This is a genomic window from Paracraurococcus ruber (assembly GCF_004353985.1).
Classification (GTDB): domain Bacteria; phylum Pseudomonadota; class Alphaproteobacteria; order Acetobacterales; family Acetobacteraceae; genus Paracraurococcus; species Paracraurococcus ruber.
On the sequence record NZ_SMOA01000100.1, the window covers coordinates 1 to 18,202 of the forward strand.

Annotated in this window: 17 protein-coding genes and 1 pseudogene; 13 read left to right on the forward strand and 5 right to left on the reverse strand. The window is 64.3% G+C overall.

The annotated features are described in order from the left end of the window. The first annotated feature begins 100 nt into the window (after window positions 1-100). The 3 genes from E2C05_RS34215 (at window position 101) to E2C05_RS17565 (ending at window position 2,574) form a co-directional block, all read left to right on the forward strand. Window positions 101-1,738 carry a tetratricopeptide repeat protein gene (locus E2C05_RS34215; protein WP_205082870.1) on the forward strand — a complete coding sequence of 546 codons (1,638 nt, stop codon included), beginning with the start codon at window positions 101-103 and terminating at the stop codon, window positions 1,736-1,738. 2 nt (window positions 1,739-1,740) lie between these two features. Continuing rightward, window positions 1,741-2,121, forward strand: coding sequence for a hypothetical protein (locus tag E2C05_RS17560; RefSeq protein ID WP_133220949.1), 381 nt, complete (start codon window positions 1,741-1,743; stop codon window positions 2,119-2,121). A 192-nt stretch (window positions 2,122-2,313) separates the two neighbouring features. Further along, window positions 2,314-2,574: a hypothetical protein gene (locus E2C05_RS17565; protein WP_158292196.1), complete on the forward strand. Its 261-nt coding sequence runs from the start codon at window positions 2,314-2,316 to the stop codon at window positions 2,572-2,574. Between the two features lie 133 nt (window positions 2,575-2,707). Here the strand turns inward: E2C05_RS17565 and E2C05_RS17570 are convergent, their stop codons facing one another. Next, a complete protein-coding gene (locus E2C05_RS17570; protein ID WP_133220951.1) occupies window positions 2,708-3,325 on the reverse strand; it encodes a class I SAM-dependent methyltransferase in 618 nt (205 codons plus the stop codon). Window positions 3,326-3,654: 329 nt separating this feature from the next. After that, window positions 3,655-5,070 carry a trypsin-like serine protease gene (locus E2C05_RS17575; protein ID WP_133220952.1) on the reverse strand — a complete coding sequence of 472 codons (1,416 nt, stop codon included), beginning with the start codon at window positions 5,068-5,070 and terminating at the stop codon, window positions 3,655-3,657. Between the two features lie 148 nt (window positions 5,071-5,218). Here E2C05_RS17575 and E2C05_RS34220 point away from each other — a divergent pair, with 148 nt between their 5' ends. Beyond that, window positions 5,219-5,725, forward strand: coding sequence for a site-specific integrase (locus tag E2C05_RS34220; RefSeq protein ID WP_205082873.1), 507 nt, complete (start codon window positions 5,219-5,221; stop codon window positions 5,723-5,725). A 3-nt stretch (window positions 5,726-5,728) separates the two neighbouring features. Next, window positions 5,729-5,953: a hypothetical protein gene (locus tag E2C05_RS35425; protein WP_205082876.1), complete on the forward strand. Its 225-nt coding sequence runs from the start codon at window positions 5,729-5,731 to the stop codon at window positions 5,951-5,953. On the opposite strand, the pseudogene E2C05_RS35430 reads toward E2C05_RS35425, so the two are convergent. Further along, window positions 5,934-6,056 (reverse strand): annotated as a pseudogene (locus E2C05_RS35430) (IS5/IS1182 family transposase); the annotation flags it as partial. The gene E2C05_RS35425 and the pseudogene E2C05_RS35430 overlap by 20 nt on opposite strands. Before the next feature lie 477 nt (window positions 6,057-6,533). On the opposite strand from E2C05_RS35430, the gene E2C05_RS17585 reads away from it, so the two are divergent. Further along, the gene (locus tag E2C05_RS17585) at window positions 6,534-8,411 is read left to right on the forward strand and encodes a thiol-activated cytolysin family protein (RefSeq protein WP_158292197.1); all 1,878 of its coding nucleotides are present in this window, start codon (window positions 6,534-6,536) and stop codon (window positions 8,409-8,411) included. Between the two features lie 19 nt (window positions 8,412-8,430). Here the strand turns inward: E2C05_RS17585 and E2C05_RS35435 are convergent, their stop codons facing one another. After that, entirely contained in the window at window positions 8,431-8,766 is a 336-nt protein-coding gene (locus E2C05_RS35435) for a DDE-type integrase/transposase/recombinase (RefSeq protein WP_408901620.1), read from the reverse strand. Here E2C05_RS35435 and E2C05_RS33120 point away from each other — a divergent pair. The 7 genes from E2C05_RS33120 to E2C05_RS17625 all read left to right on the forward strand — a co-directional run bounded on the left by E2C05_RS33120 (window position 8,691) and on the right by E2C05_RS17625 (window position 17,365). Beyond that, complete coding sequence (locus E2C05_RS33120; RefSeq protein WP_158292199.1) at window positions 8,691-8,951, forward strand: hypothetical protein; 261 nt, start codon at window positions 8,691-8,693, stop codon at window positions 8,949-8,951. The two genes, E2C05_RS35435 and E2C05_RS33120, sit on opposite strands and share 76 nt — an antisense overlap. Before the next feature lie 79 nt (window positions 8,952-9,030). Then, on the forward strand, window positions 9,031-10,029 hold the full coding sequence (locus E2C05_RS17595) for a peptidoglycan-binding domain-containing protein (RefSeq protein ID WP_133220956.1): 999 nt from the start codon (window positions 9,031-9,033) through the stop codon (window positions 10,027-10,029). Window positions 10,030-10,282: 253 nt separating this feature from the next. Continuing rightward, complete coding sequence (locus E2C05_RS17600) at window positions 10,283-11,557, forward strand: lytic transglycosylase domain-containing protein (protein ID WP_133220957.1); 1,275 nt, start codon at window positions 10,283-10,285, stop codon at window positions 11,555-11,557. A 608-nt stretch (window positions 11,558-12,165) separates the two neighbouring features. Further along, a complete protein-coding gene (locus tag E2C05_RS17610) occupies window positions 12,166-12,489 on the forward strand; it encodes a CU044_2847 family protein (RefSeq protein ID WP_133220958.1) in 324 nt (107 codons plus the stop codon). Between the two features lie 21 nt (window positions 12,490-12,510). Further along, complete coding sequence (locus tag E2C05_RS17615; RefSeq protein WP_133220959.1) at window positions 12,511-16,152, forward strand: nSTAND1 domain-containing NTPase; 3,642 nt, start codon at window positions 12,511-12,513, stop codon at window positions 16,150-16,152. A 149-nt stretch (window positions 16,153-16,301) separates the two neighbouring features. After that, window positions 16,302-16,601, forward strand: a complete 300-nt coding sequence (locus tag E2C05_RS17620) for a hypothetical protein (RefSeq protein ID WP_133220960.1) — start codon at window positions 16,302-16,304, stop codon at window positions 16,599-16,601. Further along, window positions 16,571-17,365, forward strand: coding sequence for an IS66 family transposase (locus E2C05_RS17625; protein WP_200305365.1), 795 nt, complete (start codon window positions 16,571-16,573; stop codon window positions 17,363-17,365). Before E2C05_RS17620 ends, E2C05_RS17625 begins: the two co-directional genes overlap by 31 nt. 16 nt (window positions 17,366-17,381) lie before the next feature. Here the strand turns inward: E2C05_RS17625 and E2C05_RS17630 are convergent, their stop codons facing one another. Further along, window positions 17,382-18,071 (reverse strand): IS5 family transposase, encoded by a 690-nt coding sequence (locus E2C05_RS17630; RefSeq protein ID WP_207191528.1) that lies wholly within the window; start codon window positions 18,069-18,071, stop codon window positions 17,382-17,384. Between the last annotated feature and the right edge of the window lie 131 nt (window positions 18,072-18,202).

Sequence of the window (18,202 nt, forward strand, 5' to 3'; positions counted from 1 at the left end):
GGCGGGGGGGGGGGGGGGGGGCAAGACCCGGCTGGCCATCGAGCTCTGTGCCGCGGCGCGCGAGCAGGGCTGGCTGGCCGGCTTTGCCACCGGGGACGAGATGACGCGCTTCCGCAGCCAGGCGGCGGTGGCGGAGTGGAGCTGGGCCAAGCCGCTGCTGGTGGTCGTGGACTATGCCGGGGCCAAGGCCGCACAGCTCAGCGATTGGCTGGGCGACCTGCTGCACCATGCAGCCCTGAGCGATCCCGGCCACCCACCGCTGCGGCTGCTGCTGCTCGACCGCCAGGGCGACCGCAACTCCACCTGGTGGCGGCAGGCCTTCGCAGGCCGGATACAGCGGCTGCTCAGCAAGGATGCACCGCAGGCCGTGCCGCCGATCGCAGATCCTGAACTGCGTTGGGCCGTCTTTACCGACGCCTATGCTCGCGCCTCCGGCCGGGTAGCACCGGCGCGTAGCCCGGCACTGGATACCGAGCTCGGCCGTGTCTCGGCCGGTGGCGAGCCGCTGTTCCTCGGCATGTTCGGGCTCATGGCGGCGCGCATCGGCGTGCATGCCGCCACCGGCCTGGCGAGCGACGAGGTGGCGCTGCGCCTGGCCGATGAGGAACTGCAGCGCATACGCCAGACCTGGGCGCGGCGGGGCGGCGGTGAGTGGGGTGATGCCGACCTGCCGGCGGTGTTGGCGGCGCTGGCCACGTTGAGCGAGGGCTGGACGGCGGCCGAGGCGCAGGCCGCCATCGCGCGCGAGTGCGCAGCGCTGCACCTCGGCACGCCAGCGACGGAGCCGCTGCGCGCGGCTCTCGCCGCAGCGCTGCCGGGCGAGGGGGCGGACATCGCACCGGTGGTACCGGACATCCTGGGCGGTGCGGTGGTAATCCAGGCGCTGGCGGCGATGCCGGATGGTGGTGTGGCAGCTGTTCAGCGGGCGCGCAGTGCCAAGCCGGAGGCGGTGACGCGCAGCGTCGTCCGGGCCTGCCAGGACTTCCTGATCCGTGACCGGGCGGAGCCGGCCATATGGCTGCGGGCGGTGCGGGACGAGGTTACCGACATCGACGGTTTGCTGGCGCTGATGAATGCAATGCCAGCAAGCACCTTGGAACTGCGCGAGGCGGCGCTGGCGGCGACCGAGCAGGCGGTGGCGACCTGCCGCCATCTGGCCGAGGCGCGGCCGGACGCCTTCCTCCCTGACCTCGCCCTGTCCCTCAACAACCTGTCCAACCGCCTCGCCGACCTCGGCCGGCGCGAGGCGGCGCTGGCGGCGATCGAGGAGGCAGTGGCGAGCTACCGCCATCTGGCCGAGGCGCGGCCGGACGCCTTCCTCCCCGACCTCGCCATGGCCCTCAACACCCTGTCCCTCCGCCTCGCCGAGCGCGGCCGGCGCGAGGCGGCGCTGGCGGCGATCGAGGAGGCGGTGGCGATCCGCCGCCAGTTGGCCGAGGCGCGGCCGGACGCCTTTCTCCCCAACCTCGCCAAGTCCTTGATGGTGCACGGGTATGTTCTCAAGGAGAGCGAGCCGGCCGCTGCAGCAGGCAGCTTCGCCGAGGGCATCGCTGTTCTGCGCGATCCCTTCCTGTCGTTACCAGCAGCCTTCGCGCAGCTCATGTTGGCGCTCTGCCAAGATTACCTTCAGGCGCAGGAAGCCGCCGGTCTGGCGCCCGATGAGGACCTGCTCGCTCCGATCATACCCATGCTCGAGCCCTTTCTCGAAGCTCCGGCATACGCACAGGAGGCGCCCTGACCATGGATACCGACAAGCTGATCCAGGCCGCCGTCGGCGCGGCTATCGGCACGCTGACGAAGGCCGCGGCGGATCCGATACTCACCAAGGGCAGGGAGGTCTGGGACTGGATCAAGCGCCGCGCCACCGGTGCGGATGCCGAGATGGCGAAGGCCGTCGAGGCGGAGCCGGGCAAGCCTTCGGCCCCGGTCAAGGTTACGGCCCTGCTCCAGGATCTGCTGCACGACAACCCCGCGGCCATCGCCGAACTGCGCCAGCTGCTCGGTGCGGCCGAGAAATCCGGCGCCGTGACACAGACCGCCAACTTTCAGGGTGACCGGAACGAGGTGAACCAGGTTGCCGGCAGCGGCAACATCATCGGCAGCCGCAATACGGTGCGATGATCTGCGCCTTATAAGCTGTTCCAGGTGATCGGGTGTGCCTGCCTCCAGCACTCCGTTGGGTCTGGCCGGAAGCAGGGCCGCCTAGACCCGGATTGTGGTAGCCAATTCTAGCTTGCGGGAAGCGGAATTCCCGCAAGTCAGCACCGGCGTCGGGCTGGCTAGGCTGGCTGACAGGACAATGGGGCAAGGGACATGCCGGGCAGCGTGAAACGAAATAACCAGCTCGAGTGCCTACAGGCCATCCGCCTGCGGTACAGCATCAATAGCCATCTCAAGGATCAGGGCATCACCACGCCGGCGCAGGTCAGCGCCGCCACCGGCCTGCCGCCGGCCGAGACGGCCCGGCTGCTCTCCCGTCGGCAATGGCGCGAAGGCGACGTGGTCGCCCTGAAATCCATCGCCGCGCATCTCGGCCTGGAGGTGTCGCTGGAGGGCCTCGACCCCGGCGCCTAGACGAGCAGGGGACGATGAGCACGGACTTGGTGTCTGTCCCTGAACTGGCAGCCCCTGACCGGTCCAGCTGGTGGTCGAAACCCAACGCCTGGTACCCACATCAAGGTCGGCATTGGGTACCTTCGGCATCCGCCTATCTCATTTGCGCAAGCCAAATCGTGCGCCCGCCGCAGGTCGGATCCTCGGTCACCTGTGCCACAACTGCGAAGCCGTTCTCGTCGAGCAAGGCTCGGTACTCGGCGCCGTCAAGGCTCGCGTGGTACAGTGGCTCGCCTCCGAGCGTACCCATCGCCACGCCGTGCTTCGGGCCGCTTGTGAACATGAGCGCGGCGCCTGCGGCCGCATGCGCGCTGAAAAGGGGAAACATACGGCGCTGGTCGTCATGAGGCAGGTGGAAGAAGCTGTCCCAAGCGAGGATGCCGTCAAAGCGTTGATCGAATGAAAGGGTGCGCATGTCCCCGACGCGCCACGAATGGCCTGGCAGGCGGGCCTCGCACATGGCGATCATCTCCGGCGCCGAGTCCACGCCGGTTAGGTCGCACCCACGCTCGACAAGGTAGCGGGCGATCGGCTCGCCGCACCCGCAGCCAAGGTCGAGTACGGCGGGCCTGGGCAGGGACAGTAGGGCGCGGAACTGGTTGAGCCAGCCTGCCTCCATCGGCTCCTGTCCTAGCCAACTCCCCCGCGCATCCACCCAGGCACGGGCGTGACGCCGGTACAGCCCGATGATGCGCTCGGCATCTTTCGCCATAGCGGCAGCCTGCGGCACACGCGGCGCTTGGGCAAGGAGCCGAGAGCGAGTGCGGATCCTGGGCACCACTCATTGGGCGCAATCCGCTCATAGCTTGGGAAGGCCAGCGGAGATGTGGATCGAGGGGGCGGTCGGGCGAGCCTATTTTGAGCACGCCGACGCGCACGGTGTTGTAGAGGCTGAGGTGGTCGGCGAGTACCGTGCTGATGGCGACGGCGCTCACGACCACGCGGCCAAAGGCGTCCATGGCGTGCACCTCCCCAATCTGCAGGGCAACCTAAGCGGGGGCGGCGCACCCGGCGAGTGCGCCGCCCTCGACCGTTGCTGCGTCAGCGGACGTTGCGGCGCGACCAGTCGGAATCCACGTCGGTGAAGGCCTGGCGCGGCGTGCCATCGCAGGGCGCAAGCCGTAGCTCGGGCTGGCGAATGAACAGCCGCGGGCCAGTGGGCCCGCCGCTCGGCGGGGACACGACGGCGAGGCACTGGTCGAATGCCCGGTTGCGCACCGCGGTCCAGGTGGCGCTGCCCGGCGGTGTCGCGCTCAGATCCCAGACCGTCTCGGGTCCACCACTGCACGGACCGAGCCGCACCGAGCCATCCATCACGCCGCGCAAGCAGGCGCTGCTTGGCATATGCATCAGCCAACCGGTCCGTGACGAATAGCCCCAGACTTCATAGGCCGGTTGTACCGGGCAGCCCTGCGCCTGCTGTTGCACGATCACGAACGGCGAAGGTGCGCAGGTGGTGAAGGCGAGAGGGTCGGTCCAGGATGGCATGGCTGCCGGCACGAGCGGTCGATCGAGCCACACGCTGTAGAGGGCACGCGACCGATCCATGCCGCCGGGCGGCAACGGGCCGGTAAAGATGGGAGGCGGGATCTCCTCAGGCGCCGGCGCGGTGTCCGCGATGATCTGAGCAATCTGAGCACGCGCCGGCCCTGCAGTTGCGATCCAGCACGGGTTGGATTGCGTCACCCACGCCCAGCCGGGATCGTTCTCGTGGCCGCGGAGGCGGCGCGTCTGGCACAGCGAGGCGACGCCCACGATCTCGCGCCGGAAGCCCAGCTGCTGCTGATTCGGATCACGCCACACACGGACGTAGCTCGGCCCGCCGCTGTCGCCGCCGCCAATCATCACGCCGTTCGGCATTGTGAGTTCAATGCGCCCAGGCTCCGAGCCGACAACGGCGAAGGCGCCGGTGCGGAACTGGCCGTCGCCCTGCGAGGGCACGTCCATGCCCCCGGCCTGTCTTGCGAAGGCGAACAGCCCGGCGCCGAAGGTCTCAACATAGGGTACACGGTCGTTAAGACGGGCGGTGATCTCGGGAAGGTCGGCCATCGAGCGGCGCGGTAGCGCGAGCCGTGTGCGGATCAGCGCGAGATCGAGCCCGGTGGCGGTGAACAGTTCCTCGACGCGGGTCACGGCAAAGGCGGCACTCGCCCAGCCGGGCGAGACGGTCACCGTGGCGGGGGCCGCGGTGGGTGTCGGCAGATCGAGGGAGCGGACACAATGGGCGGCGGTCAGCACCCAGTAAGCGTTGAGCATGGCACCGCTACAGAAGGCCCCGTTCGCCACGACTGTGACGAGCCCCAGTTCTTCGAGCAGCGCGGGGGCCACCGTCTGCCCGGCGACGAGCGGATCACGTCGGACGCCGATGGGCGGGTCGGCATGCGCAGGCAACGCGGCCGCGACCAGCGCGAGAGCAATGCAAAGCATGCTCTGCAGGACGTGACGGCAACGCTTCATCGGCCATTCCTCCCTGGGGTGATGCCGGTGCCATCGTTGGGTGCTTCCCGGCTTGCATCTGTTATCTCCGTCACCCGATGTCAGGGTGGCGGGAACGCCGCCTGCATGGATCAGGCGCAGGCTTTGCCGAGTGTGCTCGTGATGTCCTGTGAAAAGCTATGCCGGAAAAGGCATGACGGCGAGCGGATCAGGCGACGGCAGGCTTTGGATTACCGGTGACCTCGACGCCGCCGCGGAACCCAAGGTCGAGCACGTCCAGGTTTATGCCTGGGCATTGAAGGTACTGCTGCCGCGCCCGAAAGGCGACCAGGAGTGCGAGGGCCAGCGGATCTCGATCGGCCGCGGCAAGGCGCGGGAGACCTGCCCGGTGCGCGCCAAAATTGAGGATTGGCTGCGGACGGCGGGGATGCGCTACGGGCCGGCAGCCTGTTGCATGGATCAGGAGCCGGGACGCATTCGTCCCTGCCCGTGCTTTCAATCAGGCGACGCGGACGCATTCGGGACGCCCCTGCTCGAGCATTCGGTTCAGCCTGTTGACGGCGATGGCCACCGCGGTCGCCTGTCGCCCGTTTGTCCGGGAGCGAAGCCCGTCGCCGATGACGCGTTTCCACCGGGAGACGTCGGCCTCTACCAGGGCGCGCCACTTGTAGCCTGAGGCGTGCTGCCAGCCCATGCGGCCGCGCTCGGCAATACATTGAAAATATGCATCCCGCTGCGTCGGCGCGGTTTCGGCCGCGACGCTCGGCACCGCATCCGGGCGTGGCGGAACCACCACAGCCGCGCCGAAATGGTGCGCCGCAACCTCGGCGTCGACATCCTCCCGGTGGTAGGCACCATCGCCGATGAAGGTCGCCACCGAACCATGGCTCGAACCAAGCGGTGAGGCTGCCGCGGCGCGCAGCCCCGTATCGTACTCGGCCCAGTTCGTGATCCGGTGCTTCTACTTGGGTGTGGTGGCGCCGAGCAGCGTTCGTTTTGAAAGGCAAGAAGGTGCACCTTGCACCAATATCAACTCTGAATAGATAAGGAGGTGAGGCATTCATATTTTTTGCTAAAATCTTAATTCTGATTGACTCTCTCTTACTTAATACGATTAGATTGGTGTGGGTCGGAAAAACCCATGTCCCCTAGGAGTGAAAATGGAGCTGCTAACAATCTAGCTCTCTAAATTTTCCTAATTCCCAACTATTTAAAGTGCAAATATTTAGTATAAAATATTTAACAAATACAGCTAGTGTCCCGGTAAAATGAGCGACAATTTTATTGCGCTGACTCAAAGATAAGGATCTGCACCCTATTTCATTTCTTACTAATAAAAAACTGCTTTGAATAATCTCCTTTACTTTGACTTTTTGGTCACAAAGCCGTCAAAGTAGATCGAGGCCGTTCGGTGCTTTACAGTAGAGAGGACGCCGTTTTTCATAGACTGGTAAAGTATTATGATTGATTTTCAGGAGGACAACATGGTGGACCGGCTCAAGGCAGGAGAAAAACTTTCGCTTGGAGAAAAACTTGTTTCTCCAAACGGACGCTTCACGCTATGGATGCAACCAGACAACAATTTGGTTCTGTATCAGGGTGCATTCGAAGCGAGCAACGCTTACTGGGCCACCATGACCTTGTGGTTGCCGGAACAGCAGCGGCCAATCACGGCTGAAATGCAGGCCGATGCGCATTTCGTCCTGTATGATAAAGATCGTGCCCCACGCTGGGCCTCCGGAACTTGGGGGCCTAGTTTCGTCGATCCGTACCTTGTACTGCAGGATGACGGCAATCTTGTTATATACCATCACGTCAACCGACCAGTTTGGGCTTCTGGGGGAGTAGGAGGTGTTGGCCGACTTCCTGCGATCGGCTTCGTCCCAGGCGCTCCGGATCTTGAAACTGCTGTCGACCAATGTGGTCGTTTGCCGGCCGTGGTTGCCGGTTCCACCGATTTGGCGCCGCCATCCCAAAGCACCGTCGACGTAGCGGGAGTTGCTTATATCGTCACTGAGCAACGGCGGCGATTGGTCAATGACGTTGTCGAACAAGCATTCTTACAAGACATTGCTTCTATGGGTATCTGGCCCGGATTGCCGCTTCAAGGGAAGGCTCTTCTCAACGGAGATATTGCGCCGATTGGCCCACTCTCACGGCAACCCGGCACGATAAATGTCACTGACGTCATCTCGAATACACCCCACCAACAAAGCGCGAAGGTGCAAGACCCTGCTGCGGCTTCAGTCAACGCAGCACGTCTACAAATTCTCCAAAGCTTAAATCCGTCTGACTCGCCTGGGATTATCAAGAGCGGCTTTGAGCGCGCCTCCACGTTGAGGGAGGTTGGTGTGAAACTAGGTGTGACAGTGAAAGGCTCGGCCTTCGGTGTGGATGCCAATGCAACTCTGGATCAAACCCGCCGGCAATCCACCGTCGTCGCGTCGATCCGGCAGATTTTTTACTCGGTAAACTTCACTCCCGAAGGTGCCCGTGCCCGCGGGATCTGGCGTCCTGACATTGATTGGGATGCACTGGCGCCTTTTATGGGTCCTGGTAATCCGCCCCTCTATGTCGATAGTGTTCAATATGGCCGCTTTATCTGTGCTACAGTCCAGGGTGCTTTCTCGAGCACCGAAATAACCGGTGCGCTGAAAGTTCATTGGAGTGCCACTGTCAGCGGCAACGTTGATTTTGATGCCAGAACCAAAGAAGTTTTGGAGAACTCTCAGGTAAAAATCTACACAATCGGTGTTCCAGGTCGTCAAAATTTTCAAGATCTTGCTGATCCTCTTGCGGATCTTCGGGATGTTTATAAGGCTGGCTTGTCGTTCTCTCTTGCTAATCCTGGTATGCCTATATCATTCACTTGCAGACATATCACTGATGGTACGCTGGCCCATGTAGGGCTTGCCGCTGAGTTCATCCAACCACTGTCTGTGCAGGGGCAAGACGTTATCGACCGCCCGTTTGAGGTCTTCGACGGTCCGGGTGGTGGGTTGGTCGACACAGGTATCCGCGTTAATCCGGGCGATCAGGTGAGCGTGCGTGCCGAAGGCCAGATCTGGTCGGGCGTCATTTTCTCGCAGCCTCATGGTCCGGAAGGCTGGCCTGGCCACACTGCCGACTCCGCAGCACCGCTTCCAAGCGCTACCGCTTATGCTTTCATTATCCGGTTCGGTAACGGCAAATGGATCGAGGCGGGACCACTTTGGGATGGAACGCCCCCACCCAACAACAGCGGTGTGCTGCAATTACATGTCAATGACAACAACCCGTACAACGGTGATCCACACAAGCGTTGGAAGGTAAAGGTAAATGTTAAACGTGCTGCGGCAGGAGCGTCTGGAATATTCGTTTAGAAACTGCATACGATGCCACCTAGGCCTGCCGACATTTGTTAGGTCGTACCACCCGGCAGCGGACAGTTGACTTAAGACCATCAACTGTAACCAATTTTCCAATAATACAGTCGATAGTCTGGCCGCGGCTCTCGACCTCACAAAAAAGATATTTCCAGCGGCCCGTCATTCGGATGGAGGTCTCGTTAATTTGCCATGAGCCGTTCGACAGTCGGAGGTGTGGCCGGATCCGCTTCTCGAGTTCGAGCGTGTAGGCAAAAATCAGCGGAAAACCGCCGTGTGATCGACCGCGACACCGCGGTCCTGCGGCATGAGTTCGAAATTGCAGAAGCTGATCGGAAACAAGAAGAGCCAGCGCAACGCCTACCGGATTACGGCAACGGTCAACTGCTACCTCTAGAGGCCACATCGGCCCTCAATTGTCCCAATATGTGTCCGCGCGTCATGTCCGAAGATGGTCCACTTCTGGGTGGCAGGCAAACTTTGCAACAGGGTCACCTTTCTTTCAGCGGAGCAGGGTGGGAGTTCGTCGAAGAATGACGTTGCTGAGTCGTCCGGATCGCCCTGATGCATTCCCCAACACGGCCGCATTACCGCATCCGGTGCGGAAGAAGTCGTAATGCGCGAACTGAGCCTGGGGATGAGCGGCGTGGACGTGCGGCGTTGGGAACGCTTCCTTGTCCGCGCCCGAACTTTCGATAAAGCGCCAACTGGCTTCTTCAGTTCTGACTTGGCCGCGGCGACCGAGTGCTATCAGCGCGCCTCCGGCCTTGAGCCGACTGGCGGGGCAGATGCCGCCACACTTGGCCTAGCGTTGCAGCAGGGACTGCTCGACCGCGATCTCGACGAACCAGCCAATGCCTCTGAGCCCGTGGCATCTAAGACCTCGCGCTGGACGGTGATGGGGCCAGTCATAGTCGCAGCCGCCGCGGCGGTCGGGACCTTCTTTACAAGCCTCGGCGTCGAGTTCGTCAAGTACCAGAGCGGCCTGGAAGCCGAGCGCGCCAAGCTGCAGAACCTGCTCATTCAACAGGCGCTACGCGTTGAGACTTCTGCTGGCACTGCAGCCTGGCGCAACAACGAGGCGCAGCTTGAGGTGGTAAGCAGGCTACGCGGCTATGTTCGGCTCGGCCTGATCAAGATGGAACCCGCGACCCTTGAGGCCTTTCTGAGCGACCTTGGCAGCGTGCCGGTTACCCGGACAACCGCTGCCGCCGTACAGGCGACATCGACAGCTCCCGTATCTGCGCCATCGCCCGAGCCGCAAGCGGCAAACACGCCCAGAAACGGCACCATCGCCAGTGCTCCGCCACCTGTCGCATCCTACACGCAGCGCGTCTTCATCCAGTTCGCGGGCAGCATTGCCCGCGATCAGATTATCCGCATGGCACGCGACCTGAGCGCACAGTGGCGGGTCGAAGGTGCGGACAGGGGTGGAGAGCGCATCGGGACGGCGGCCGGCTTGCGCGAAGTCCGGTGGGGCCACCCCGACGATGAAACCGCAGCCAAAGCACTGGCCGATGCTATCGAGCGCACGGGTGTTATCCGAGGCGATGTGACAGCCAAGCGCGTCCCTGCGGTGGGCCGCAACACACTCGAGGTTTGGATAAGCCCGTGACGCTCCGCCAGCCCACGATCACATCGAAAAGGCGGGGTGGTTCAACCGCCCCATGTGAGACTATTCGAAGCTGTGGGAAGCAGCGTTCCCGGGCCGCCAGTCCCAAAGATGTCGCGCCCACCGTTTGCAACATTGGACGGGACATCTCCGGTCGCTCGCATAGTGCAGGCCTTCGTAGCTTCGCTGCTACTTGGTCGCCGAAGTCCACCCACGCTCTCACCGTTCCAGAACAATTTTATAGCAGGAGCGTTCAATGATCCCATTAGCCCTCATCCCGATCATTGCACAGCTTGCGCCGCTTGCCGCTCGGGTGATCGGCAATGCGATTGATGGGAAGGCAGGCGCCGAGGTCGGTGAGCAAGTGGCGCGCGAAGTAGCTGGAGTCGCCACTCGCGTCTTCGGTACAACGGATGCAACACAGGTCCAAGCAGCCGTCACTGCTGACCCTAACAAAGCAATGGAATTCAAAGCGGAGATGGAGCGGCTTGCCACACAAGCGCAGCTCGCCAATCTTTCCGCCGACCTCGAAAACGTAAAGTCGGCTCGGGCGTCGCTCGGGTCTGACAGGTGGTGGGTCAGTGCGATGCCGCCAGCGCTCTCCATCATCATCACGCTCGGCTTTTTTCTAACACTCGGGCTGTTGGTCGCAGGTTACTTCCCCGCTACCGAAATCCGCAACGCCGACGGCACCACGACCCAGAACAACGTAGTGCGAGAACTGTTGGCGCTGCTGCTCGGCGCACTGACTCTCGCGTTCGGCGACGTGCGCAACTTCTGGCTCGGCTCTTCGGCGGGAAGCAAGAAGAAGGACGAAGCGTTGGCAGACCAGGCGCAGCGCGCCATTCAAAATCAGGCGGACCAAGCACGGTTCGTGGTGCGCGAGATCGCGGCGCCGGCCGCGCAGCGCTCCACTTCGCGCGCCCCCTACTTCGGTAACCCGCCACCCGTACCGGAAACGCCCGCTGCTCTGGGCTTCCGCCGTGCGTTCACGGGCGGCGCCGGCTGGCGCACCACGAAAGACGGCGTGATTGTCGAAGGCGAGCGGGAGCCAAAGGGCACGGTTGGCGCTCCCAACACTGTTCGCCGCATCTGGAAGGATTTCGGTCCGTTAATCGCCAAAGTCTCGAATGAAATTGGCGTGCCACTCGAACTGATCGTTGCTACCATTGCGACCGAGAGTCGTGGCCGAGCTGATGCGACCCGCACTGAGCCAGACGGACGGCAGTCGGTGGGGCTGATGCAGACACTGCTGGGCACCGCCTCTGAAATGCTGGAGCGAAACGTGACGGCTGAAGACCTGAAGGATCCCGAAACCAGCATCCGCGCCGGCACCTGCTACATTCGCCATCAACGCGAACGCACTGAATTCGAGCCGCCGCTGGTAGCTGCCGCCTACAACGCCGGCAGCTTGCGCGAGACTAATGCTAATCGTTGGCGCCTTGTCTCAACCTCCGAACACATTGACCGTTTCTGTATGTTCTACAACGACGCCGTTCGAGTGGCAAAGGAGGACAAGTGGTTCGGCTAATGCGACGAGCATGCAGCAAATAGGCATCGGTAGGTCGTTGAGTGTTGGGCAGTTGCGAAGGTGATACTAAGCCCCCGAGGGTGAGACTCGAGGAGGATTTCCTTGCTGGCGGCGGGCTGATTCAACATGGCGGACAGCGGAGGTTTGCCATGCCCATCCCGCTCCGGGCTGAATTTGGTGCGGCTAAGCTGCGCGCCGCAGCGCGACGGACAAACGACGCATCCCAAGCGTGTCGCTTGTTTGCCCTGGCCGCAATCTACGACGGGGTGTCCCACACCGAGGCGGCTCAGATGGGCGGAGTGATACTGCAGGTCGTGCGGACTGGGTTCTGCGCTTCTACGCCACGGGTCTGGCCAGGCTGGCCGACCGTAAGGCGCCGCGGAAGAGTCACTCAAGCCGGGGAAGTCCACCTCGGCCCTCCAGCAGCTTGCCGACGATCTGACAGCCCGTGGGGTGCGGACGCCACGAGGAGGGCAGGAATGGCGGCCATGACAGGTCAGGCGCATCTTGAGCCGCCTTGCCGATCAGCGCTGTTGCTGACCTGGGCACGGCAAGAATTGGCGACAAAGTGATGGTTGTTGCACACGGATAGGATAAGAGGTTTTCCGATGACACGGCTGATCGATTTCCAACTCGATGGAAACACCGCGGTTCTTGTCGAGGCAGTCGAGGATGGCACCCCGAAGGGTCAGCAGCGTGTAAGCGTGGGCGGTGCCACGGCGGAGAAGGCGAGCAAGACGTTCGAAGAAGCGCTGGCCGGGATCAAGCCGATTGCCAGCACAATCCTGACCCAGATGCGCGATGCTGTTGCCGAGGCACAGGAGATCCAGGTCGAGTTCGGCATCAAGCTGACGGCGAGCGCCGGCGTTGTCCTTGCCAAGGCAGCGACGGAGGGGCACTGCAAGATTTCCGTCAAATGGACGCGCGAGTAGAGATAGATCGGTCTACCGGCCATGAGTGAGGAATGGCAGCGGCCGATTGCGAGATTCCGCAGAAAGGACGGCGTCGTCGTCGGCGCCGGCGTGTTGGCGTTTGGTGGAATTGTCCTCACCTGTGCGCATGTGATCGAGGATGCGCTGCGAGACAGCGGCGTTGCGCTAGGCCCAGGCGTGACAGTGCAGGTCGAGTTCCCCTTCGCCACGGCGGGCGTGATCGAGGCGAAGGTGGCCGAGCAGGGATGGCATCCCGCAATCGACGAGGCACAGTGCCGGGTGGACGGGCGTCTGGGCGACCTGGCCGTACTCACGCCGCTGCGGCCAGAAGAGGTGGCGGACCTGGACGCCTGCATACTGACAGAGACGGATCCGAGGCCAGGGACCGAGTTCTCCGCGTTGGGGTTTCCGGTCGGATATCCGGACGGGGCATTGACCCAGGGCATACTGCGCGATGTCGATGCAGGCGGCCGGCAGGATGCCAAAGCCACGGATGAGATTGGACACTTCGCCGATCCGGGCTTCAGCGGAGCGCCGATTTTCGCAAGACAGGGCATGACGGTTACTGGCAAGGCCTGTCTCGGTCTCTGCGTGACCAACGACGCTGATGGCTTGAGGATCGCTCGCATCATCCCTGCTGGACAGCTCGCACGGGCGCTGCGCGCAGTTATCAGTCCCTATCGTTGGCTCGCCGCCTTCGAGGCAAGGGACACGTCCTTCTACTTCGGCCGCGACAGTCTGGCGACCGAGCTCTGGGAGGAGTTGCGACGCGATCGCTTCCTGCTGATGGCGGGTGATCCCGGCAGCGGCAAATCGTCGCTTCTCCGCGCCGGGTTGGGACCGCGCGCGCGAGCCGAGGGACGGACCGTTCTGATCATGCGTCCACTCGACGCGCCGCGGGCAGAATTCTGCCGCGTGCTCGGTCTGCCGGCTGATCCCGATCCAGGCGATGACACGATCCTCGACACGGTCGAGGCAAAGCTGCCGCTACTGCTCGGCTTCGACCAAGCGGAGGAAGTGCTCCGTGGTGGCGACCCCACGGCCGCTGCCGCCTTCTTTCGACTACTCGGCGATCTGCGGGAACGCGGCGGAGAACACCTGCTGATCGTGCTCGCAGCCCGTAGCGACGCGCTTCCCGCTCTGCTGAAAGCACAGCCGCGATCCCGGCTCTTGGAGCGCCACCTGCGCCACATCGGCGAGATGAGCCGCGAGGAGCTGCGCTCCGCCATCGCGCAGCCTGCGGAGCGGCTTCGGGTGGGCTTCCAGAGGGGGCTGGTCGACCGCATCGTCAACGATGTGCTGGCACGCAAGACGTCGCTCCCGATGCTGCAGCTCTGCCTGTCAAAGCTCTGGGTCGAGCGGGACGACGCTGTCATCACTTCTGGTGCCTATGAAGGCATGCGAGGCGTAACCGGCGCATTGGCACAGCATGCTGACGGTCTCGTCGAAGACATTGGCATGACGCTGGATGGGATTGGCAGCGCGTTGAAGCTCCTCGTTGCCGGCATGGCCGAGCGGATCGGCATCCCGCTTGAAGGAACCTGGATTGCGGCGTCGCTCGCCAGGAACAGCACGGCGTCGGCGGTCACGCGCGCCGCTGACCGACCTGTGGCGAAGCAGGTTGCGGGCATCTTTTTCAAGGACGCGCTCGTCAGCCTGGTGGAGCTGGGCAGTACGGCGGCCGAGGATCGGCGGCGTCGGATACGCCTGGATACCCTGTCGATGCCGGGAGCAGCAAAGCTCTTAAGTGAGCGACATCTCGTAGTCGAGGGCGATGGGGTGGACGGCACGACGACTGTCGAGTTGGCGCACGACTCGCTGCTCACCGAATGGCCACTGCTGCGGGATTGGCTGGAGGAGGATCGCACCTTCCGACGCTGGTATGAGCGCCTGCTGTACCGGGCGACCGAGACGCCGGACGATCTTCTGGGTGAGGCCGCGCTGGCGGAGGCAGAAGCGCGGATCGAACGCCCGAACGTCTGGCTCGACCCGCGTGTGACAGCATTCATCGAGCGCAGCCACGAGATCCACAAGCGACGCACCGAGGACGAGGCCGCCCGCCTACGGGCGGAACGCGACGCAGCACTGCGCATGGGGTCTTTGTTTCTGGTGGAGCGCGCCCGGAAGGCGACGGCCGAGGGCGATGCCATGACAGGCATGCTGCTCGCACTGGAAGCCCTGCCAGACGTGACCGAAAGGCGAGAGCGGCCCGTGGTGGCAGCGGCGGAGTTCGCCTTGTACGAAGCCTGGATGCGTAACAGCGAGATGCTATGCTTTCCGTCAAGCAGCGCGGTCCATCACGCTGCCTTCAGTCCGGATGGGGCGCGCCTAATCACCGCCAGTGTCGACGGCACAGCGCGGGTTTGGGATGCCGGGACCGGCGAGCGGATCGCCCTCTGCGAGGGGCATGGCGATTCGGTCCTGCACTCTGCCTTTAGTCCGGACGGGACGCGTCTGGTCACCGCCAGCGAAGATGAGACAGCGCGAGTCTGGGATGCCGAGACCGGCAAGCAGCTCGCCGCTTGCGAGGGGCATGGTGGTTCGGTCTGGCACGCTGCCTTCAGCCTGGACGGGACGCGCGTGGTCACCGCCAGCGTAGACGGCACAGCGCGGGTCTGGGATGCCGAGACCGGGAAGCAGCTCGCCGTCTGCAAAGGACATCGCGATCGCGTCCAGCACGTTGACTTCAGCCTGGACGGGACGCGCGTGGTCACCGCCAGCGGCGACAGCACAGCGCGGGTCTGGGATGCCGGAACAGGCGGGCAGCTCGTTGTGTGCGAGGCGCATCGCGGTCCGGTCTGGCACGCTGCCTTCAGTCCGGATGGGACGCGCCTGGTCACCGCCAGCTTCGACGGCACCGCGCGCGTCTGGGATGCCGAAACGGGCGGACAAATCGCTGTTTGCGTGGGACATGGCGGGCTGGTCCGGCATGCCGACTTCAGCCCGGACGGGATGCGCCTGGTCACCGCCAGCGACGACGACACGGCGCGGGTCTGGGATGCCGGAACGGGTGGGCAGATCGCCGTCTGCGAAGGGCATGGTGGTTCGGTCCTGCACGCTGCCTTCAGTCCGGACGGGACGCGCCTGGTCACCGCCAGCCTCGACGGCACAGCGCGGATCTGGAATGCCAGAACAGGCGAGCAGATCGCCACCTGCGAGGGGCATGGTGGTCCGGTCCAGCACGCTGCCTTTAATCGGAACGAAACGCATTTGGTCACTGCCGGCCTCGACCGCACGGCGCGGGTCTGGGATGCCGGGACCGGCGAGCAGATCGCCGCCTGCGAGGGACATGGCAGTATGGTCTTGCACGCTGCCTTCAACCCAGACGGAACACGCTTGGTCACCGCCAGCGCCGACGGCACAGCGCGGGTCTGGAATGCCGGGACCGGCGAGCAGACCGCCGCCTGCGAGGGGCATGACGGTCCTGTCCTGCACGCTGCCTTCAGCCCGGACGGGACGCGCTTGGTCACCACCAGCGTCGACGGCACAGCCCGGGTCTGGCGGCAGTTTCGCGATACCGCAGAACTCGTTGATTTCGTCAAACCGCTACTGAGCCGGGGATTGACAGGACGGCAGCGGCGCGACAGCCATCTACCTTCTCCGGCCAACACGCCAACAGACCTCGACGCGATCCCGCCGTCGCCCTACCGAACGGTCAGCTAACCATCCTCGTGCGCGCTTATCTGGCAAAGGAACCGGCAGCAACCTTGGCTTTTGCGGAACTGATTGGGCCGCGTCGCCGCCAAGGTAACCGGGGCAGATTCCCGGGCAAGGCAGTTGCGCGGGCGGGCGTGGCGTGATTCACGCTGTGGATGTCGTTGCCCGACAGCGCACCGCTGGAGACCTTGGCGCTTGCTGAGCTGCGGGAGCTGGTCGGCACGCTGGTGTCGAAAGTCACCGACCTCGGCGCGGCCAATGCGGCGTTGAAGGCGGAGAACCAGGCGCTACGGGACGAGGTGGCGCGGCTGAAGGGTCTGCCGCCGCGGCCACCCTCGCGGCCCTCCGGCATGGAGCAGGCGACCACCGGCGCCGGGCCGGGCAAGGGCGGCAGCAAGCGGTCACGCCGCCGGCGCTGGAATACATGCGCGGCCGCGCCCTGGCCGGGCCGGTGATCGAGCAGTTGGCGGCGCATCCGGCGAAGGTCTTTGCCGACGCGGCCGCCTGGACGGCGCACCTCGCCTCTCTCGGCATCGACCGGCTGGCGGTCACCCCCGAGCCGGTGCGGATCGCCACCGAGGGGGCGCTCTGGGGCACCATCCAGGCGCACGGCCTGCTGTCGGGGACGGTGATCGTCTCCGACGATGCCGGGCAGTTCCGCCTCGGCGAGCACGCGCTCTGCTGGGTCCACGCCGAACGGCTGGTGCACAAGCTGGTGCCGGCGAACGACGCACAGCGCCGGGCCGTCGAGTTGACCCGAACCCTCATTTGGTGGCTCTATGCCGACCTGAAGGCCTGGCAGCGCGATCCCTGTCCGCGGCGCGCCGCCGTGCTCAGGGCGCGGTTCGACCGGATCTTCACCCGCCGCTCCAGCTATGCCGTGCTCGATCGACTGCTGGCCCGCCTGCACCGCCGCAAGGCCGAACTGCTGCGTGTGCTGGAGCGGCCGGAGATCCCGTTGCACACCAATGGCTCCGAGAACGACATCCGCGCCTGCGTCACCAAGCGCAAGGTCTCCGGCGGCACCATGAGCGAGGACGGCAGGACCGCCCGGGACGTGCTGCTCGGCCTGATAAAGACCTGCCGCAAGCTGGGCGTGTCGTTTTACCACTACCTCGGCGACCGCCTGCGCGTCCCGGGCGCCATGCCCGTCCCCTCGCTACCGGATCTCGTCCGCCAGGCCGCAGCCAGCCGTACGACCGAGCAGCAGGCCAACTGAGACCCCGTTTTTGAAGTCATGGCGCTCGCAGCTGGCGGCGGTTGGGATGTGCGAGGCGTTGGAGCATGAGGCGGATGGCGGCCAAGGTGACCATCGCCTCGGAGACTTCGAGCAGGCCCTCGTAGTCCCGGGAGAGACGGCGCCATCGCCCGAACCAGCCGAGCGTTCTTTCCACCACCCAGCGCCGCGGTTGCACGACGAAGCCGGTGGTACCGGCGGGGCGCCGGACGATGATCAACGCCAAGCCGGCCGGGAAGCAGGCGAGCAGGGCGGCGAGCCGGTTGTAGACGCTGTCGGCGAAGACGACCCGCAGCCAGGCATAGAGCGGCTTCACGCGCCTCAGCAGGTCGCCGAGGCCGTCGGCGTCCTGGATGTTGGCGGCGTGCACGACGACGCCGAGCAGCAGCCCGTCCACGTCCACTGCAACATGACGTTTACGGCCCTTCAGACGCTTGGCGGCATCCCAACCGCGCGGTCCGCCAGCCTCCGTGGTCTTTACGCTTTGGGTGTCGACCACCGCTGCCGTGGGGCTGGCCTCCCGGCCGCTGCCCTCGCGCAGCATGACCATGAGGTGGTGGCGGATGGTCTCCCACACGCCGTCCCGCAGGAAGGCACGCAGGTAGCCGTAGACCGTCTGCCATGGCGGAAAGGCAGGCGGCGGTGGCAGGTGTCGCCATTGGCAGCCAGTGCGAACGAGGTAGAACAACCCGTCCAGCTGTCAATGCTGAGGTGGTTTTCCTCAAAAGTGCTGGCTGAAAATTCCCCAGTTCGGCTGGTGGCTACATCGCGCCGGTGAGTTCTGCGGGGCGCGGCTTGGGCGGTCTGCCGCGGCGGCGG